Below are 18,383 nucleotides of genomic sequence, written 5' to 3' on the forward strand. Positions count from 1 at the left end.
CCTACGAGGAGAGAGGTTAGGGGAGAGGTAATCGCAACAAACCCAGTCCCCAATCCCTAGTTACCAACCATCAACTGATTAATTTGTTCGAGTAAATTCGCCATTGACAAAGAATGACCTCGGATAACTTTCGTAGCAATTTCCCGCAAAAGAGTCTCAAATTCTCGACTTGATTCTCCACACCCTAAATTTTCTTGATGAGAGCGACGATCCAGTACCAAAATTGTTGGTAGAGCTTGCACTCTCGATAGTCTTCGCAGTGCTTCAACCACTCCCGAAGCACAATTTTTTTCCTCTAAATAAAACACCAATAAATCGACACTTTGATGTTGAATTTGGCTGTAAATTTCTGTCCAAGACAGAGATACCGAACTGCGATATCCCGCAGTTTGTAAATATTGAATCACTGCTTGCAGCCACTCCGAACTACTTTGGGAAACAGATGATTGTCCGCGATCGCCAAAAGTATTTTGCTCTGTAATTAACTGAGAATCGGATTTTGATCCGACTTGAGCAACTTCCGCTTTTTCCGCTACCACAACGTTAGTCAAGCGAGATTTGCGACTTTTGTAGTCTTTGGTTGCACCTCCCAAACTCATCGTATCGACAAGCAAAATATTGTATCGATTGTTCTCTTCGGCAGCTACACCGATCGCTTCTAATAAAGCGGTGATACTCGATTGGGAAATGGGAACTAAACAAGGAAACACAGACAGCCTTTGGATTTGATTGGCAGCTTGAGTCGTTTTTGCATCTAATGTCACCAATGGTAAAGAACCCAAATGCTTGTGTTGCGCCAAATTTTCTAAGTAAGGTTCAGGTTCTGACAAACTAGCACTATCGAGTAAAACTACATCTGGATGCCAAACACGAGCGAGAATTTCTGCTTGTTCGAGGTCTTCAGCTTCAACAATACGGTAATTTAAACCTGATGAATAACTTTCTAAGGCAAGATCGAATCGATCGTGAGGTTCAAAGTTAATAGCCAGTGTTGGTTTTTGCTGGGGAATGAGTCGCAAAATTGTCACATTTTTTTTGCTGGTTTGATTTTCTTGGTTAAGAGCGCTCAACTGCTCTCGCAGTGCTGGTTTTTCCACAGGTAGAGTCAAAAAGCCATCAGCTCCATTTTGTTGCGCTTGCTGTTTTTCTGCTCCTGTAGCGGTAACGATCGCCGGAATCTCTTTCGTGCTAACATCAGCTTTGAGTAAGGTGAGGACGTCCCAACCCGAAAGTAAAGGTAGTAGAGGATTGAGTAAAATTGCCCGGGGTTGCAACGAACGAGCTTTTTCTAATGCTTCTGTACCAGAACGAGCGATCGCGACGCGATAACCTAAACTTCTCAGATGGGTGGTTAGTTGTTCGATGTAACCAGGAACTGCTTCGACAATCAAAACGAGGCGATCGCTTAATTTTTGATTCACTTTTCTGCTTGGCAAATTTTTGCTGGGGGACGGGTTCTCACCAATTAAGTTTTCTTCAAAGTCGTCCGTAGCAAATCTCACCTCACTGGCTGGTTTTGGGGGCAATAAGATAGTGAAATTACTGCCGCGCCCTACTTTGGAAATAAAGGAAACATCGCCGCCGTGAGCGCGTGCTAGACGCTGAGTCAAAACTAATCCTAAACCAGTTCCTTCAAATTTCCGGGTGAGAGGATTTTCCAGTTGTTGGAATTTCTGGAAGATTAAGTGTTGTTTCGCTGCGGGAATGCCAATTCCGGTATCCCATACTGTAAAAGCAATCCAACCTTCCCAGCGACTAACTTTTAAGCCGATTTCTCCTCCGGAGGAGGATTGAGTAAATTTGAAAGCATTATCCAGCAGGTGAGCTAACATTTGGCGCAAACGCAACTCGTCTGCTACTAACATTTCCAAACCTGGTTCGATTTCCCGAGTAAACTTTGGCTGAGGTGAATTTTCTCTTTCTTGTTGTTGTTTCACCGATTGCAGTTGCAAAGCTTGTTCGTAAGCGCGATCGCAAACGTTGGTAATTTGCACTGGTTCGGGTGTTAATTTTAGTTGACCTGTTTCTAACCTCGTCAAATCGAGAATATCGTTGACTAATGCCATTAACTGTCGCCCACTTTGGTAAATTAGTTTGGTGTAGCGAGCTTGGCGTTGGTTGAGTTGTCCGAGTGCTTCGTCTTTTAACAAGCTAGATAGCCCTACTACCGCAGTCAAGGGCGATTTCAGTTCGTGACTGATACAAGAGAGAAATTCGTCTTTTAAGCGATTCAATTGCACCAGATCGGCATTTTTAGCGGCTAGTTCTTTACATAACTGTTGTTGTTCGGTTACTTCTGTGGCGACGACTAGCCAAATCAGTTCCTTTTCCGAGATAGTATTTCTGGCTAGAGGCAACTTGACAAATTGCCAGAAACGTTCCTTGACGACTTGATTGACTTCAGGTTTAGTCAGTACAGTTTCCCCAACTACTTTCATCGTCGGGATTTTGGGCACAAATTCTTGATAATGGCAAAGGTTATTTCCCAAGCAAGGACTATCAATTTGGCAGTAAGGCGTTATCGGTTTGTTGATGGTAAGATTACACCAGCGATTAACAAAATTGCCTGGGACAGGTTGGGCTGCGGATTCTTGCGAGACAGTCAGTTTAGCTAATTTACCTTCACAGTTGCTAGTAACGATCTCTGGTTCGATATCGATCTCACCAAGCTGCGATCGCCAAGTGGAGTTTTTCGCGATCGCTAAGCCACAATTATTTTCTACCATTAGAGGTAAGGGCAGTTGTTCGATTAATTCGAGCAACTGACACAACTCAGCCGAGGTTTCGGTTTCTGGTTCTAGCTTCGTTTCCGTTTCGAGTTCTGTTTTCGGCAACAATTCTGTCAGCAATAACCAACTATCTAACAATCCGAGAAATTTCCCGTCTGAGTTGACTACCGCCACCGTTTTTTCGCTGACTTCCTCTAAAGGTAAGGTTTGTAGCTGCTGCCACAATTGGCTGAGAGTGGTTTCCCCACTTACCACCATAATCGGCTCAACCAGTGCAGTCAGCTCAACGGCTGGACTACTCTGGTAAGATTTTTGACCCAGTTCTCGCCCTCTCTTGCTGACAACAGGCTGCTGGAAGAGATATTCTGTGAGAGAATGGAGAGCGATCGCCCCAAGGGGAAATTGCTGTTCGCTGACAACCACAACCAAGTCTTCCTTACTTGGATGAAAAATAGCTAACAATTCACTAATGGTGGTACTTAACGAGCAAACTGGAACTGGCTTGATAAATTTTTCCAAAGACAAAGTTTTTTTATCCATGAGAGACTCTCGGCGCGGACACACAGAACAGCAAATTTTTTGATTGATTCTGTCTTAGCTTGCGAGCTTGCAACAACAAATACCTCTTTTCCGGCTTCACTACAGACACCCACATTCCCAAAGTCTTGGGTTTGATTGGCTGATAGTTCCGTAGTTGGTGAGGTATGTTTTTTTGAGTGCAAGGGCTGCTAATAGCTATCTTCCCAAAGTGAGACGGTACAGTTTCATTATTTCTCTTACCAGGGATCTACAGACCTGCCACTTACAATTAATTACATTTCTCAGACTTGATGAACAAAAACGTTAATTTTTTTATAATCTATATAAATGTTAAATTTTTATTAAGAAACACGGCTAATATTTGACCAATGTATGAAAACGAACCAGAAACAGTTTCTTTAGCCAATAAAGGTTCGCAGCCCCGTCTATCCTTGTGTGTGGGGGTGTCAAAAGAGCAAACGGCTAAATCAATTAAAGAAACGCTTTCCAGCGATCGCTATAACTTAACCTTACTCAATTGCGATGGCGACTTACTCGACTTTGTCGAGGAACACAAAGAACAAATTGACTGTTTGATTTTACCCAACCAGCGCTCAGTGCAGCCTTTACTAAGCCAACTTTACGAAGCCCGAATCTTGTTACCGCTACTATTGCTTGACCATTGCGATCCCAAAGCTAACGATAGCTCTCATCCAGCGAGAAGTATCGAGCAAGAATCGCCGCAACCACCAACTTATTTGTATCATAGTGCAGAAATTAGACTTGCCTACAGCGATTTAGCAAGAATTAGGAGCGCAATCGATCGCGCGATCGCTCAATTTCTTAAACTTGCTCCTAGTTGTACTTTTCCTCGCAAATCTCATCCTTCTGAATTTCCAGTAGAAGAAAGCAACGATAATTTTCTTTTACTTCAGCAACATCGACTAGCAGACAAACTCAAAGAACGACTTGGATACCTAGGCGTGTACTATAAAAGAAATCCTGAAGCCTTTTTTCGTAATTTATCCAAATCTGAAAAACAAGAGCTTTTGGAAAAACTCGCTTTAGAATATCGTCAAATTGTCCTTAATTATTTTGCTCAAGACCGACAAATTAACCAAAAAATTGACTCTTTCGTTAATCAAGCCTTTTTTGCCGATCTGTCCGTATCTCAAATTTTGGAAATTCACATGAATTTAATGGATGAATTTGCTCAACATCTGAAACTTGAAGGGCGCAGCGAAGACATTTTACTTGACTACCGCTTGACACTAATCGATATAATAGCTCACCTGTGCGAAATGTATCGCCGTTCAATTCCACGAGAGGAGTTATCCTTTGAGTTATGATCCTTAATGGCTCGAATTAACCCCAGGTAAACTTAATTTTTTCCCTTACCTGTATTTGTCTCCTCCAGCCGTTTAGTCCTCAAACTCAAAAGCGAATTTCTAACTGCTAATCTATGAGTGCGCCAAAAAAAACTTATGTTCTAAAACTCTACGTTGCTGGAAACACTCCTAACTCTGTTCGAGCTTTAAAAACACTCAAAGATATTCTTGAACAAGACTTCCAAGGTGTTTACGCTCTCAAGGTAATTGATGTCCTGAAAAATCCCCAACTAGCAGAGGAAGATAAAATTTTAGCAACCCCTACTTTAGCAAAAGTTCTCCCACCTCCAGTAAGAAAAATTATTGGCGATCTTTCCGATCGAGAAAAAGTTTTAATTGGTTTAGATCTTCTTTATGAAGAAATTGCCGACGATCCAGATTACTAACTGAGGAATTAACTATTTTTTCTGCTCGCTAATTCCCTCTCACCTATCGATCTTTTTTTCAAGATTTGAGATTATTAATAATGAAACAATGAATAACCCCTTACCTAACGAACAACAGCAAAACGGGTCAACTTTAAAAGGTGTCCAAAAAATTCGGACAATGATTGAAGGTCTTGACGAAATCAGTCATGGTGGATTGCCAATTGGCAGAACTACCCTCGTCAGTGGCACGTCAGGGACGGGTAAAACTTTGTTGGCAATTCAATTTCTTTACAATGGCATCAAATACTTTGACGATCCTGGAGTATTTGTTACCTTTGAAGAATCTCCTTCAGATATTATTCAAAATGCTCACAGTTTTGGTTGGGAATTGCAAGAATTAATTAATGAAGGCAAGTTATTTATTCTCGATGCTTCTCCCGATCCCGAAGGTCAAGAAGTCGTCGGTAACTTTGACCTTTCGGCTTTAATTGAAAGAATTCAATATGCAATTCGTAAGTATAAAGCCAAAAGAGTTTCGATCGATTCAGTTACAGCAATTTTTCATCAATATGATGGTGCTTCTGTCGTTCGTAGAGAAATTTTCCGCTTAGTAGCACGACTTAAACAAGTGGGCGTAACTTCAATTATTACTACCGAACGAACGGAAGAATATGGTTCAGTTGCTCGCTTTGGTGTGGAAGAATTTGTCTCCGATAATGTGGCAATTGTGCGTAACGTTTTGGAAGGAGAACGTCGTCGCCGCACGATTGAAATTCTCAAGCTGAGAGGAACAACTCACATGAAAGGAGAGTATCCTTTTACTATTACTAATAATGGGATTAATATCTTCCCATTAGGTGCAATGCGACTAACTCAACGTTCTTCTAATGTGCGGAGTTCTTCGGGAATTAAAACTCTCGATGAAATGTGCGGCGGAGGTTTCTTTAAAGACTCAATTATTCTCGCCACAGGTGCAACAGGAACTGGAAAAACTCTCTTGGTTAGTAAGTTTTTACAAGAAGGTTGTCGCCAAGGCGAACGCTCGATTTTATTTGCTTATGAAGAATCTCGCGCCCAACTTTCTCGCAATGCTTCTTCTTGGGGTATTGATTTCGAGGAAATGGAACAAAAGGGTTTGTTGAAATTGCTTTGTACTTACCCCGAATCGGCGGGTTTAGAAGACCATTTACAAATAATTAAATCGGAAATTCAAGAGTTTAAACCTTCGCGAATTGCGATTGATTCACTTTCAGCTTTAGCAAGAGGAGTAACTAATAACGCTTTTCGACAGTTTGTAATTGGCGTTACTGGTTACGCAAAACAAGAAGAAATTACGGGTTTCTTTACTAATACAACCGATCAATTTATGGGTTCGCATTCGATTACTGAATCCCACATTTCTACGATTACTGATACAATTATTATGCTCCAATATGTAGAGATTCGTGGCGAAATGTCGAGAGCAATTAACGTCTTTAAAATGCGCGGTTCTTGGCACGATAAAGGTATTCGCGAGTATACAATTACTGAAGAAGGTCCAGAAATTAAAGATTCGTTCCGTCATTACGAACGAATTATTAGCGGTTCGCCAACAAGAATTTCTGTAGACGAAAAGACGGAACTTTCTCGGATTGTGCAGAATGTCCGCGATAAGTCAATCGAGGAATAGTTTTGGTTGAAAAGTGGCGTACTTACATTCAGGCGCCACTTTCCCAGTACCATTAAGTTTGTAGTTAGCGCTACTCTGGAAGAAACTGCGCTTTGCACGTTTACAGTGTTGGTGAATTAAATCGAATTCTGATACTTTAACCATTAACCATAATAAAAATGCGCGAGCAAGGTTTGTCGGTAAGGAAAGTCGAATAAAGGATAACAAAATTATTCTTTTAATTGCCAGTTAATTAACAATAAACTACTGGTTGCAAAACCTAAACCTAGCCCTAAAAGGTGACTTAAACCGCTAACTTGAGGAATAAGTCGATCGAAGATTATTTGCAAGACGATAATAATTAGAAAAATGCGCAAACGCTTACCAGCAATGCGTGCTTTTTCTCGGCGCCAACCCCAAAGTAAAATTGCTGAAATAACGCCAATTAAGCCCATGATTGAGGCTGATGCACCGACTAATAAATTAAAGGGAAAGTCTTGATATTGAGCGACAAATGTAATAATTGACATGGCTCCTACGCCACTGACAAAATAGCAAAGTAAATAACGCCAACTGCCTAAACTAAACTCAACAAAGGGACCAAAAAAATAAAGTCCTAGCATATTCATGATTAAATGTAAAGCCCCATAGTGGAGAAAATTAGCAGTAATAACTCGCCACCATTGTCCCTGTAAAACTGCTTGGGGAACTAATGCACCTAAAAAATATAATGTGCGGGGATTTTGACTACCGCCAAAGTAAATTTCGAGGAGAAAAAAGATTAAATTGATGCTAATTAAGCCGTAGGTAACTAAAGGTTTTTTCTGATTAGCAAAACTATTGCCACTGTATTTTCTTTCGTGTTGAATATCACTTTTAGTGCGAGTTAAAATTTGCTGCGAAGATTCAGTTAAAACTTGCTGAGGATGAGTAGGAGAATGAGATAAGCGCCAAGCGATCGCGCTATTGAGGATGCGATCCTGGCTGTAGCGATCGCGCAAACCGGAAAGTACCGATCTCGCCGCAGTCTCATTTCCCGCAACCATTATCGCCGTTGCTAGCCAAAATTGACGATTTTTTTGCGGATACATCGCTAAAGAAGTATCAAACAATTTTTCTACTTCTTTCACTTCTCCACAAAAGGTTAAAACAAACATTCGGATTAAATTTAGCGTTACTAAATTACCTGTCTTTTCAATTCTGGGTGTAGCGCGATCTAAACTATGCAACAGCTTATTTAAATCCCCAGTTTCCCCCAGCGATCGCAGGTAATAAACTGTCAAATTCACATCGTGAAATAACACCTTTTCCGGCACATTAATTTCAATCCAGATTAGCAATTCTTGCCATTGAGCTTCCATCAAATAAAGTAACGCAACAGCATGACGAGACATTCCATATTTAGCACTTTGATGACGATTTAAAAGCTGATGTGCTTCCGCCATTTTTCCTTGTTGTCCCAAATCTAGGGCTTTAATAAATTCTGGATATTCCCACCAACCGTCAAAAGGATGCAACCAACGCACCAAATTAGCTGTTTTATAAGCAGAAGCAAAACGCTGCTGAAAAATCAGTTTATTTACTCTCCCAAAACCAATCAAAGGTAGCAAAAAGAAAATTCCCCAGAAACTACCACTAACTAAGCCAGCAATACTAGGAATTAGAAACAACAGCACTACAGCGATCGCCAAAATTAAGCCCGAAACCAACGCCCATCCCAGATTATTACGCGAAATCAACGCCCGGATCGTCAAACTAAGGCAGGAAATCAAAACAATAAAAATGAGTACGCTATTTAAGTCCATAGAAAATTAAGTTAAAACAAAAATCGTTAGAAGCACTAATCCTATTGTTACCTGATTCTCAAAAATTTATCTGTGTTTATCGTTATTAATCGACGCTAAAAAAGCAAAAAACTATCGACGACAAGCATCGATAGTTCCTGTAAAATTTAATTAACTCAAAAAAGTTAATGATGGTGATGGTGAGAATCACCGTGATGGTGATGATGGTGATGGTGATGAGAATTTACTGGTAATTGAGGATTCACCGTCACAGCTTCTTCACTGAAAAGCGCCTCAATTTGGGGATTTGCCCAATCTGCTGCCATTGCTAAGAATTCTGGGCGATCGTTGACACAAGGCATTTGCACAAATTCTACATCACGGCGCTTGTGCTGCAAATGGTGGATAATATGCTCAACGTCGAGAATGGTTTCGTGATTTTCCGTTGCAAAACCAATCGGCATCATCACGATCGCTTTTGCACCCAAATCGATTAAGTTTTTCGCGGCTAATTCGGCATTGGGTTGCGTCCATTCAATCAAAGGTGTATCGTGATTGAGCCAGCCTACGGAAATTAGAGGGTATTTATTAATTAATTCTGCCCTGACTAACTCATAAAGTGCTTCGCTTTCCATAATTCCGGAAGTGAAACCCTTGGCTTTGTGGGGACAACCGTGATTCATCAAGACGATGCCGATTTGCGATCGCAAAAATTTCTCGCTTAATTCCTCGGCAATTTTCTCTTCTACCATCTGCGCCAGCAATTTCACGTAAGCTGGTTCATTATAGAAAGAAGGAATATAACGCAAACCTGTTAGCCAATGTTCCTCATCATCAGCTAATTTTGTCAAAGCTGCGTTAACTTGTTCGACAGCAATTCCGCTAGTAAAGATCGAATCTACTACTAACAAAGGATAGATCAACAGTTTATCAAAGCCTTGCTCTTTAATTTCCGCCAAAACTTGTTCGGGTAAATGAGGCGCACAAAAGTTAAAAGCTTTGAAAACTTGGACGCTAGATCCCCATTTTTCCTGTAAATTCTTCTCTATACCCACTCGTTGCTGTTCAAAAATTTGGTTGTGAGGGGAAATGAAATTACCATGCTGGTGACTCCACTCATGAAAGTCAAACAAAGCCAAAAGTTTTGCTAGCGGCGGATAAATCCAAGTCGGTACGGGGGCAAATTTCGCAGTCAGTAAATTTAACGCTTGTTCGTTGTAGTTAGCAAAGTCTTCGTAGCTTTCAACTTCACCGTAGCCCATTAATAATACCGCTATACGGTCTTTTCCGCTAGACTGTTGCGCGTTTTGCTCGATTTTTTCGGGGGTTGCAACCACGTTATACTCCTGGGATGGTATCGATTATCAGTTAACAGTTATCAGTTACCAGTTGACATTTTGGTATTTTTATGATAGTGATTTGCTGGTAACAGTTAAATGATTGGATACTCAGGATTTTGCCTGAATGCACCCATCACTTTACACATGGTAGCATCCCCTCCTGGGGGATTGGGAACAGTGAACAGTTAACAGTGACTAGTTAGCAGTTAGCAGTTAACAGTTGACATCCTAAGTCTCCACTCTCTATGGATAACTGATAACTTACAACTGATAACTGTTCAGTGTTCACTGAAAACCCCCTCTTCCTTGTTTCCAATATCTACTGATAACCGAAACCGATCGGCTGAAAACTCCCTCTACCTTACTGAGATGATTCCAAGCGATCTAATAATTCTTCTGCGATCGCCGACCATTGCTTTCTATACTCAGCATCTTTTTGCTCATTTGTCAAGGGGCGTTTTTGTAATTCTGGATATTGAGAGTGGAATAATTGGTCAACTTGACGATAAAATTCAGCTTCAGGAATAGGAAGATTTTGACTACGTGCGACAATTTTGTCAAGCTGTTCTTGTTCCCGTTTACTTAGGGAAGGATTCTCATTATCATTTATCGGTGTAGAAGAAACCCCAGTCGGTAAAAAATGCGATCGCACAAACGAAAATGCGAGAATGCCTGGTAAAATGACTGCACTCGCAGCGATCGTACCCCCTTTAACCAAACCTAACCAACGCCAATTAAAATTCCTGCTAATACTGTTAGTTTGGGGCGAATTTGGTGGAGTTAAAGCTACAGTTTTAATCGTCGAAACCTTACTAGAATTACCAGTTTGTAAAGCTTGCAAAACTTCAGCCGCAGATTGATAGCGAGATTCCGGTCGATGAGCCAACATTCTTTCTAAAATATTAGCTAAACTAGGGCTAATATTCACGCGATCGCGCCAGCGCCAAGTTGCAGTAGAATTATCGTATAAATCTTGAGGTTCCCTTCCCGTTAATAACACCAAAATCGTTACAGCTAAAGCATACAAATCGCTACTAGGGAAAGCTTGACCCAAATTTAACTGTTCATCCGGAGCATAACCTTTCTTACCAATTTTAGTCGCAAAAGGTTGTCGAAGCAACTGATAAAGATTCGCTTCTACCACCTGCTTCACCGAACCAAAATCAATCAAAACCGGCTTTCCGTCAGTATTTTGAATCAAATTATCTGGTGAAATATCTCGATGAATGACATTTTCTGAATGAATATATTCGAGAACAGGTAAAATATCCGACAACAGTTGCGTAACTTCCCTTTCTCGAAACCGTTTCCCCCTAGCTAAAAGTTGCTGATAACTTTCACCCGCAACATAATCTTGTACTAAAAACAAACAACTTTGATTAGCTTCACACTCTGCAAACAACTCGCGAAATTGAGGGATTTGGGGATGTTGTAAATTGTAGAGCATTTCGGCTTCGCGGCGAAATAACTCTTGAGCCTTTTGTAACTCTTGAGTGCTTTGTACCTGGGGAGAAAATTCCTTCAGGACACAATATTCATTGTAGCGGTTCACATCTTCAGCCAGATAAGTCCGTCCAAAACCACCGCGTCCCAACTCGCGTACAATACGATAGCGACTTCCGACAATTTTTCCAGCAGCAACAGGTGAAGTATTCAACATTATCAGTTATCAGTACCCGCATTTATCACTCAATTGTACTTTTGATATCTTACGCTAACCAGCACCAAGTAATTAAGATCCCTTCTGAGAAACCGACTCATTTTTGGCAAAATTGTGCCAAAACAGTCAAAGAAAGCTAAAAAACTGCATCATTTTCCGATTCAAGACGAGTCAGCACACTCAGCGATCGACATTATAAACATTTTACGACGCGATCGCGCGAATACCAGGAATACTAACTTATCTTCGTCGATTATCTCAAATTCCCTAGTCTCACCCTTCTAGCGTCAAGAGAAACCAAACCAACTTGAGAATATCTCCCCTACCCAGAAAAACCCAAATATCTCCAACACCAATAACGGGTAAACCACCCTTCCGAAATCCGGTTTTTACCACTTACTATTGCAGACTACTTCGGCATTATAAAGAGGTATAGAAAAAAAAATAACAAAACTAAAGGAAGGTTAAATCTAATGATCTTAGTTCGTCGTCAACCTCTTACAGAAATAGAATCACCTCGTAATCAAATGAATCAAATGTTTTACAACCTAGCAACCCTCGATAACACTAATAACCAAAGAATAGTTTGGACACCTGCTGTTGAATTGACAAACACGGAAAACAACTTGATTCTCAAAGCCGAAATTCCTGGAGTTGACAAGAAAAATTTAGATGTTTATGTCACTCGCGACGCAGTTGTAATTAGTGGAGAACATCGTTTCGAGAAGAAACAAGAAACTAACGGCTTTTTCCGCACAGAATTTCGCTACGGTACATTTAAGCGCGTCATCAATTTACCTGTAGCCGTTCAAAATGATCGAGTACAAGCTGACTTTACCAACGGAATTTTGACCTTAACTCTACCAAAATTAACTGCGGTAAAAAATCAAGTTGTCAAAGTTAATATTACCGCAGCTACTGACAGCAAAGCCAATTTAACTGCGACTGAAGAAACCGTTAATCAAGAAATAGCTACTAGCGAAGTAACTGCGGCTGAAGAAACCGTTAAAAATGAAGTAGTAACTACTTCTAACAACGTAGTAGACAACGAAACTGATAACGATCCTTGGTCATCACCAAATCCCGAACTTGCTACTGTTTAATTAGCTTTTTCTTCTTACTCATTTTAAATATAGGTAAACAAAAATTATAGTTTCACCTAATCTTTAAAATGATTGAAGAAACTTTTGAAATTGGCAAATTTTTGACTAACAATTAAACCAATTTTTTTAGTTGCTGAGATAATCTTAGCAGCTATTTTTTGCAGTCAAGGACACAAACCACTACATTCTTGCACTTCTAAATTCTTAATCTTGCTTTCGGGAACTCCCAAATATTTCAAAATCGTATAAGCTATAATTCTATTTCCAGCTTGATTTGGATGTACTCCATCCATAGTCAAGAGATTTTGTGTTTGACCTGCATAAGCTTGATAACGAGTAAAAACCTCAGTAATTGGCGTATATAAATTCACAAACAAAATGCGATTTTCACCAGCAATTTCACCCATCGCATTTACATATTCTTCTAACCGTTGATTTTCCGGACTATTAGTATTTTCTCGAATCGGTGTAGGAGAAAGCAAAACAACTTTAACTCCTGCTGCATTAGCCGCTTGAATCATTTCTCTGAGCTTTTCTTGATATACTGGTAAAGCCACCCCACCCGGTAAATTACCTTCCGGATAAAATTTGCTTTCCTGGAAATCATAAAAAGCGTGCCAAACATCATTTACCCCGACATTTATAAACACCAAATCAGGATTTTTGTCAAGAACATCTTGCTGAAAACGCTCTTGCATATGGAGAGATTTATTCCCAGAAATACCAGCATTAACAATCTCCATTTTTTGATTAGGATAGAGTGCAGCTAAATAACGTTCTAGCAGCCAAACATAACCCCCAGGTTGTCCACCCAACTCCGTAATACTATCGCCGATGATAACAATTTTTTGGGTATCTTCTAGTAGATTTGGAATTTGCTTATTCTGGGAATCAGTTATTCCTTCCGCAAAAGCAGTTATATGCTGACAAGCAGGAGAATAAACGAGGATAACTCCCGCAACAGCTACTAAGCTTAATTTGAGCAGATTTTTCCCCATTTGGGAGCGCAAAATAATGTTTTTAAACATCGGGTAGAGAAAAAATAATCAATACTAGCTCTATTGGCAATTATATCCACTGACTTCTAATCTAATCTCCAGGAAAGCAAAAATAGAATCAAACTAGAGGGAGGGAAACACTTTGGGGATTTTTGGAGACAAAATGAAAGCAAACTTAATCGGAAGATAATTGAGATTAACAAATCGGTACAGAATCTAAAGGGGACGTGTGCGATCGCGCTGAACGCGCTACCATATCCAAGTGTAGTCCCCGATACATCGAATACATAAAATACTTAAGGAACAATGGAGCAAGATTCACTACCAACGGAGATCATTTTGACGCATCCGCGTCGAAAATTAGGCAAAATCAAGCTTGACTGGATACCTCAACCAGGAAACTATCTCGATTTAGAAGGTAAAACTTACGCAGTCTTAGAACGCCACCACCACTATCAATATAAGGTTGGTGGCTATCGTTTGCATAAAGTTTCTGTTTATGTCCAGACTGCTCAAAAACCGACGGAAAAAAGCTTTATTGAAGGACGTTGGGTACTTGGAGACGCTAACTGTCGTTTTAACGCGAATTCGGAAATTCTCCGTTGTGCGGTTAACCCAGAAGGTCCATGCGAAGGCTGTCGCTTTTTTGAATCTCTAGAATTAGAAGAATAGATTACCCGTTTTCTAGCTTCTCTCCTACAGATAAACGGGTTCCATTACTAAAATCCCAGCCTGACTGTGCGCGCTTCCCTGCTAGCTGTACTTCTCGCAGCAGCAGCAACCCTTTACCTGTTTTTACCACTGGTCCGAAGTTTTTGACAATACTGACAACTTCGCCCGGAACGCCGGATAATTGAGATAATTCTTCCCACTGTTGCTCAAAGACTGCAAATTCTGAAGGTAAATCTGACCAATATTCCTCTCCTAAAGGTGCAGTAGCAATAACTTTCAAGGAATTAGAGCGGAATTTTGCCGTACAATTTGGGTAAAATCCTCTAATTTGGTTGTGGAGTGCGAAAGCGGGACGATTCCAGTCTAAAATGTAATCGGATTTGTCAATTAACTTAGCGTAAGTAGCTTGGGTGTCGTCTTGGGGAATAGGTTCAATTGCTTCTAATTCAAGCTTTAGCAGCGTTTCGACTAATAAATCGGCTCCCGCACTCGCGAGGGTTTCTGCTAGCTGATGAGCATTGTCTAATAATCCGATGATTGTCCGAACTTTCAGCAACATTGCTCCGGTATCCATCCCTGCATCCATTAGCATGGTAGTAATTCCGGTTTCAGGTTCACCATTATACAAACACCATTGAATCGGTGCAGCCCCGCGATATTTGGGTAAGAGGGAACCGTGAACGTTGATACAGCCTAGTTTGGGAATATCGAGTATTTCTGGGGAGAGAATTTGTCCGTAAGCGACGACGACAAACGCATCTGCTTGAGTTTCTCGGAGTTTAGCTAAGGTTGCGGCGTTTTTTTTGATACTTTTGGGTTGCCAAACTGGTAAATTATGGGCAGTGGCAATTTTTTTGACGGCTGAAGGGATTAGTTTTTTTCCTCTACCTCTGGGTTTGTCTGGTTGAGTGACAACTGCTTTGATTTCAAATTCGGGATGTTCTAAGAGACGTTCTAAGGTGGGTAGTGCAAATAAGGGTGTACCGAAAAAGATGATTTTCATGGGTTTTTGGTAGTTGGTAGTAGCCGAATATCTTATAACAGGTTAGGTCTAGAAATGTCATCCTGAAAGTGTCATGTACCAGACGTTGCATCCCACATTCCGCACGACAAAATGTAGTACATTGTGTGTCAAAACGGGTTAAGTAGAAATACTCAGTCAAGTCAAAAATTATAGCGCGCAGCGCTATAACGGCTTGTCGCGATCGCGTCGGTTTGTGTACTAGGCTATAATTTAGGACAAAACTCTGGTTAAGTTATGCCAGCTAAAGATTTATTTCACAACACAGTAAAGACAGCCCTTGAAAAAGATGGATGGACGATCGTTGACGAGAATTTATTTATTAAAATTGATAAGATTGAATTTTAGATAGACTTAGTAGCAGATATAATTTTAACAGCAGAGAAAGCGGATAAAAAGATAGCTGTAGAGGTAAAATCTTTTATAGGAGTATCTCTAGTAAGTGAGTTTCATACAGCGCTTGGTCAGTTCCTCAATTATCGCTCTGCTTTAAGAAAACAGTAACCGGAGCGGATTTTATACTTAGCAGTGCCTTTTGATATTTATGATGATTTTTTTACCAGTAGTTTTATTCAGGAAGTTATCGCAGAACATCAACTAAAACTGCTAATTTTTGAGCCAAACATAGAAGAGGTTGTTTTATGGATAAACTGAACTACAGCGAACTGGTACAGAAAATCATAAAAAATCATGTGGGGAATAGTTTAAATACTAATACAGAAGTGCAATTAATATTTGATACGGAGCGCGATCGCTATCAATTATTGCATATCGGTTGGCAAGATTTGCACCGAGTATTTGGTTGCATTATTTATATCGAAATTAAAAATCACAAAATCTGGATCGAACGTGATGGCACTGAAATTGGAGTGGCTAATGAATTAGTTGAAGCTGGAGTACCTAAAGAAGATATAGTTTTAGCTTTTCACGCTCCTTATAAACGCAAATATACCGAGTTTGCTGTTGGTTAAAGTGGTAGGTGCGATCGCACAAGCCCCAATGGAAAATTTTTCATTGAGCCTCTCTTCCTGGCATTGAGTTAGATTTAGCAGCCGCGATCGCGGCGATCGCACTCCTAAAATATCTTTGACCCGATTTTCAACTAATCTACAGCAATTTCGATGCGACGGTTGCGTTGACGGTTGATATCGCTATCATTGGCTACGAGGGGACGAGTTTCGCCAAAACCGATCGCGCTAAAGCGATAATTGTCACCAAGAGCGTTGCGTAAGTATTCTTCTACCGCTTTTGCTCGTTGAAAAGACCGCTCTCGACTTTTTTCTGGCTCTGGGGTAGTATCGCTATGAGCTGCGATGCGAATAGTTGCTCCTTGGTATTGACGTAAATCGCTGACGACGTTATCAAGGATTTTGCTAGCTTCGGTGGAAATAATTGTGCTGTTGTCAGGAAAAAGTAAGTCTGTGGGTAAGGTGACTTTTACTTTTTCTGCGGGAAGGGAAGTTTGCTCGGTTTCTGAAGATTCTAATCCCTCGACGTTATTAGCTTGCGAGAGTTGGGTAAGAGTTCTAATTCTCGATTCTACTGGACGATCGCCTGGTTGAATGCCATACTGAGTTTCAAGTTGGTTCGTGCGATCGCGTAATTCATTTAACTCAGTTTCTAATACTTGTAAGTCGTTTTGCAGTTGAGTTTGTTCGGGGGCTGTTAATTGAGGTAAATTCTCCGATGTGTCGTCAAAATTAGTAGTAACTCCTTGAATATTTTCCCAAAGTTTAATTATCCAAGGCTTTTGAGCATTTTCAGCCGGAGCAAAAAAACCGATGAGAATACCGATAGCGATCGCTAAAGTGCCACCAATACCAAGTAAAAACAAGCGCCAGAAAAAAATCAAGAGCCAGGGGCGATCGCGTTTCTTCTTACTCTCAGTATTTTCAGACGTAGAATTTATTGATTGAGTCACCTCGATCTCCTCTTCAAATCTAACCAGTAAAGTTACTGACATTTAACTTTAGCGAAAAAATTGTCCCCCTCGTCTCCCTTGTCTCCCTTGTCTCCCTTGTCCTCCCCCTCTCCCAATTCTCCCAATCCCCAATCCCCAATCCCCAATCAATTCTAAAGATACATTAAAGTAACGACCAGCGATCGCCTTGGCTAGCCAGAAGCGCGATAACATAAAAACACGCTCTATGGTAGTTTCCTGTTAATGTTGCTCCTCACACGCTCGATCCTCTCTAGCAAGCTCAACTTACCTGTCCAATGTTCAAACGCTTATTTTGCTTAGGATGGTGTTATACCAAACCGTTGCTCCTAATTTCCCTAACTGGGTTTGTCTTAACTTACTCGCGAGCGGCTATAGCTGAAACAGAGCAACTTTCAATTACCGGAGCGAATGCAGTTCGTGCAAGTTCTCAACTGCCTTTGAGCCAATCGTCTGACTCTGATGCTGATATGACTCAACCAGTTGTCCAAATCGATCCGCTAGATAGTCCCCATCCAGTTCCTTGGAGTTGGGTACTCCAAACTTATCAAGACATTATCGAAAATGGTGGTTCTGGATTTCGTTATTACCGCAGTCCTTCACTAATTTCGCCTGACGGTCAATATGCGGCTTATAGTCGCATTCAAATGCAACCAGAAGCTGAATTGTACCAAAGTCGGGTTACGAGTGTCATGTTTCTGGAAAATTTGCGGAATGGTAATTTACGCACAATTACGGCTTCTTCTCCCCTAGCGGATAATCCTTTTGATGATAATGAAGAAGCGGAAATGCCAGGGACGATATCTATCTTAATTCCTGTATCCTGGTCGGAAGATGGTTCTCGTCTGTTAGCGAGACAATTTGAAGGTATTTTTAGCACTTCGGTAGCTTCCGATTATGCGGTAATTTGGAATCGCCAGGAAAACGAAATTAACACTGTTGCACCTAATCCGGTTAAGTACACAAATGCTGTGTTACTCGGTTGGAGTCAAATTTCTCCAGAGCAAGTGTTATTCCGGGCTGGTAATTTGGGTGATGAGAATTGGTCAACTTGGGCTGTTGATTCTCAAGGAACAACTGTCCTCGTTGGGGAAGATCGACCGATTATTTATGGTCAAACAATCAACCAAGCTTGGACTGGTCCCCAAGCAAAATGGTAATTTTTCTGTAGAGACGTTGCACGCAACGTCTCTGTCAGTTTACTTGCACGCAAC

16 protein-coding genes and 1 pseudogene are annotated in these 18,383 nt (G+C 40.7%); 9 read left to right on the forward strand and 8 right to left on the reverse strand.

Translation table 11 applies throughout. The annotated features are described in order from the left end of the window. Window positions 1-56 precede the first annotated feature (56 nt). Window positions 57-3,269, reverse strand: coding sequence for an ATP-binding response regulator (locus G3T18_RS21130; protein WP_224412574.1), 3,213 nt, complete (start codon window positions 3,267-3,269; stop codon window positions 57-59). A 368-nt stretch (window positions 3,270-3,637) separates the two neighbouring features. On the opposite strand from G3T18_RS21130, the gene G3T18_RS21135 reads away from it, so the two are divergent. From G3T18_RS21135 to kaiC, 3 genes are all read left to right on the forward strand, one after another. Further along, entirely contained in the window at window positions 3,638-4,597 is a 960-nt protein-coding gene (locus tag G3T18_RS21135) for a circadian clock protein KaiA (protein WP_224412575.1), read from the forward strand. 113 nt (window positions 4,598-4,710) lie between these two features. After that, window positions 4,711-5,022, forward strand: coding sequence for a circadian clock protein KaiB (gene kaiB / locus G3T18_RS21140; protein WP_224412576.1), 312 nt, complete (start codon window positions 4,711-4,713; stop codon window positions 5,020-5,022). Window positions 5,023-5,110: 88 nt separating this feature from the next. Then, window positions 5,111-6,673, forward strand: a complete 1,563-nt coding sequence (kaiC, locus tag G3T18_RS21145) for a circadian clock protein KaiC (protein WP_224412577.1) — start codon at window positions 5,111-5,113, stop codon at window positions 6,671-6,673. Window positions 6,674-6,882: 209 nt separating this feature from the next. Here kaiC and G3T18_RS21150 read toward each other — a convergent pair whose 3' ends face one another. The 3 genes from G3T18_RS21150 to G3T18_RS21160 all read right to left on the reverse strand — a co-directional run bounded on the left by G3T18_RS21150 (window position 6,883) and on the right by G3T18_RS21160 (window position 11,436). Further along, a complete protein-coding gene (locus tag G3T18_RS21150; protein ID WP_224412578.1) occupies window positions 6,883-8,457 on the reverse strand; it encodes a rhomboid family intramembrane serine protease in 1,575 nt (524 codons plus the stop codon). Window positions 8,458-8,621: 164 nt separating this feature from the next. Continuing rightward, window positions 8,622-9,773, reverse strand: a complete 1,152-nt coding sequence (locus tag G3T18_RS21155) for a ferrochelatase (protein ID WP_224412579.1) — start codon at window positions 9,771-9,773, stop codon at window positions 8,622-8,624. 364 nt (window positions 9,774-10,137) lie between these two features. Beyond that, window positions 10,138-11,436, reverse strand: coding sequence for a serine/threonine-protein kinase (locus tag G3T18_RS21160; protein WP_224412580.1), 1,299 nt, complete (start codon window positions 11,434-11,436; stop codon window positions 10,138-10,140). 114 nt (window positions 11,437-11,550) lie between these two features. On the opposite strand from G3T18_RS21160, the gene G3T18_RS21165 reads away from it, so the two are divergent. Both G3T18_RS21165 and G3T18_RS21170 read left to right on the forward strand, forming a co-directional pair. Next, window positions 11,551-11,721, forward strand: coding sequence for a hypothetical protein (locus G3T18_RS21165; protein ID WP_224412581.1), 171 nt, complete (start codon window positions 11,551-11,553; stop codon window positions 11,719-11,721). Between the two features lie 188 nt (window positions 11,722-11,909). Next, window positions 11,910-12,539 carry an Hsp20/alpha crystallin family protein gene (locus G3T18_RS21170; protein ID WP_224412582.1) on the forward strand — a complete coding sequence of 210 codons (630 nt, stop codon included), beginning with the start codon at window positions 11,910-11,912 and terminating at the stop codon, window positions 12,537-12,539. A 164-nt stretch (window positions 12,540-12,703) separates the two neighbouring features. Here G3T18_RS21170 and G3T18_RS21175 read toward each other — a convergent pair whose 3' ends face one another. Then, a complete protein-coding gene (locus tag G3T18_RS21175) occupies window positions 12,704-13,567 on the reverse strand; it encodes an SGNH/GDSL hydrolase family protein (RefSeq protein WP_224412583.1) in 864 nt (287 codons plus the stop codon). A gap of 276 nt (window positions 13,568-13,843) precedes the next feature. On the opposite strand from G3T18_RS21175, the gene G3T18_RS21180 reads away from it, so the two are divergent. Further along, the gene (locus G3T18_RS21180; protein WP_224412584.1) at window positions 13,844-14,209 is read left to right on the forward strand and encodes a DUF6464 family protein; all 366 of its coding nucleotides are present in this window, start codon (window positions 13,844-13,846) and stop codon (window positions 14,207-14,209) included. 1 nt (window position 14,210) lies between these two features. Here G3T18_RS21180 and fmt read toward each other — a convergent pair whose 3' ends face one another. Further along, window positions 14,211-15,212, reverse strand: coding sequence for a methionyl-tRNA formyltransferase (fmt, locus tag G3T18_RS21185; protein ID WP_224412585.1), 1,002 nt, complete (start codon window positions 15,210-15,212; stop codon window positions 14,211-14,213). Window positions 15,213-15,467: 255 nt separating this feature from the next. Here fmt and G3T18_RS21190 point away from each other — a divergent pair. After that, a pseudogene (locus G3T18_RS21190) lies at window positions 15,468-15,884 on the forward strand (element excision factor XisH family protein). Continuing rightward, window positions 15,872-16,201, forward strand: a complete 330-nt coding sequence (locus G3T18_RS21195) for a XisI protein (RefSeq protein WP_224412586.1) — start codon at window positions 15,872-15,874, stop codon at window positions 16,199-16,201. The pseudogene G3T18_RS21190 and the gene G3T18_RS21195 overlap by 13 nt, the downstream one beginning before the upstream one ends. 131 nt (window positions 16,202-16,332) lie before the next feature. Here G3T18_RS21195 and G3T18_RS21200 read toward each other — a convergent pair whose 3' ends face one another. After that, window positions 16,333-17,151, reverse strand: a complete 819-nt coding sequence (locus G3T18_RS21200) for an OmpA family protein (protein ID WP_224412587.1) — start codon at window positions 17,149-17,151, stop codon at window positions 16,333-16,335. 48 nt (window positions 17,152-17,199) lie between these two features. Continuing rightward, on the reverse strand, window positions 17,200-17,364 hold the full coding sequence (locus G3T18_RS21205; protein ID WP_224412588.1) for a hypothetical protein: 165 nt from the start codon (window positions 17,362-17,364) through the stop codon (window positions 17,200-17,202). An 83-nt stretch (window positions 17,365-17,447) separates the two neighbouring features. On the opposite strand from G3T18_RS21205, the gene G3T18_RS21210 reads away from it, so the two are divergent. Then, the gene (locus G3T18_RS21210) at window positions 17,448-18,329 is read left to right on the forward strand and encodes a hypothetical protein (RefSeq protein WP_224412589.1); all 882 of its coding nucleotides are present in this window, start codon (window positions 17,448-17,450) and stop codon (window positions 18,327-18,329) included. Window positions 18,330-18,383 lie beyond the last annotated feature (54 nt).

The sequence above is a fragment of the Oscillatoria salina IIICB1 genome (assembly GCF_020144665.1).
In the GTDB taxonomy this organism is placed as follows: domain Bacteria; phylum Cyanobacteriota; class Cyanobacteriia; order Cyanobacteriales; family SIO1D9; genus IIICB1.

Bases quoted from the DNA above. Each gene is read 5' to 3' on its own strand.
- G3T18_RS21160 (WP_224412580.1), bottom strand. From the start codon at position 11,436: ATGTTGAATACTTCACCTGTTGCTGCTGGAAAAATTGTCGGAAGTCGC.
- G3T18_RS21150 (WP_224412578.1), bottom strand. From the start codon at position 8,457: ATGGACTTAAATAGCGTACTCATTTTTATTGTTTTGATTTCCTGCCTT.
- G3T18_RS21180 (WP_224412584.1), top strand. From the start codon at position 13,844: ATGGAGCAAGATTCACTACCAACGGAGATCATTTTGACGCATCCGCGT.
- G3T18_RS21175 (WP_224412583.1), bottom strand. From the start codon at position 13,567: ATGTTTAAAAACATTATTTTGCGCTCCCAAATGGGGAAAAATCTGCTC.
- kaiC (WP_224412577.1), top strand. From the start codon at position 5,111: ATGAATAACCCCTTACCTAACGAACAACAGCAAAACGGGTCAACTTTA.
- G3T18_RS21130 (WP_224412574.1), bottom strand. From the start codon at position 3,269: ATGGATAAAAAAACTTTGTCTTTGGAAAAATTTATCAAGCCAGTTCCA.
- G3T18_RS21170 (WP_224412582.1), top strand. From the start codon at position 11,910: ATGATCTTAGTTCGTCGTCAACCTCTTACAGAAATAGAATCACCTCGT.
- G3T18_RS21195 (WP_224412586.1), top strand. From the start codon at position 15,872: ATGGATAAACTGAACTACAGCGAACTGGTACAGAAAATCATAAAAAAT.
- kaiB (WP_224412576.1), top strand. From the start codon at position 4,711: ATGAGTGCGCCAAAAAAAACTTATGTTCTAAAACTCTACGTTGCTGGA.
- G3T18_RS21210 (WP_224412589.1), top strand. From the start codon at position 17,448: ATGTTCAAACGCTTATTTTGCTTAGGATGGTGTTATACCAAACCGTTG.
- G3T18_RS21135 (WP_224412575.1), top strand. From the start codon at position 3,638: ATGTATGAAAACGAACCAGAAACAGTTTCTTTAGCCAATAAAGGTTCG.
- G3T18_RS21205 (WP_224412588.1), bottom strand. From the start codon at position 17,364: ATGTTATCGCGCTTCTGGCTAGCCAAGGCGATCGCTGGTCGTTACTTT.
- fmt (WP_224412585.1), bottom strand. From the start codon at position 15,212: ATGAAAATCATCTTTTTCGGTACACCCTTATTTGCACTACCCACCTTA.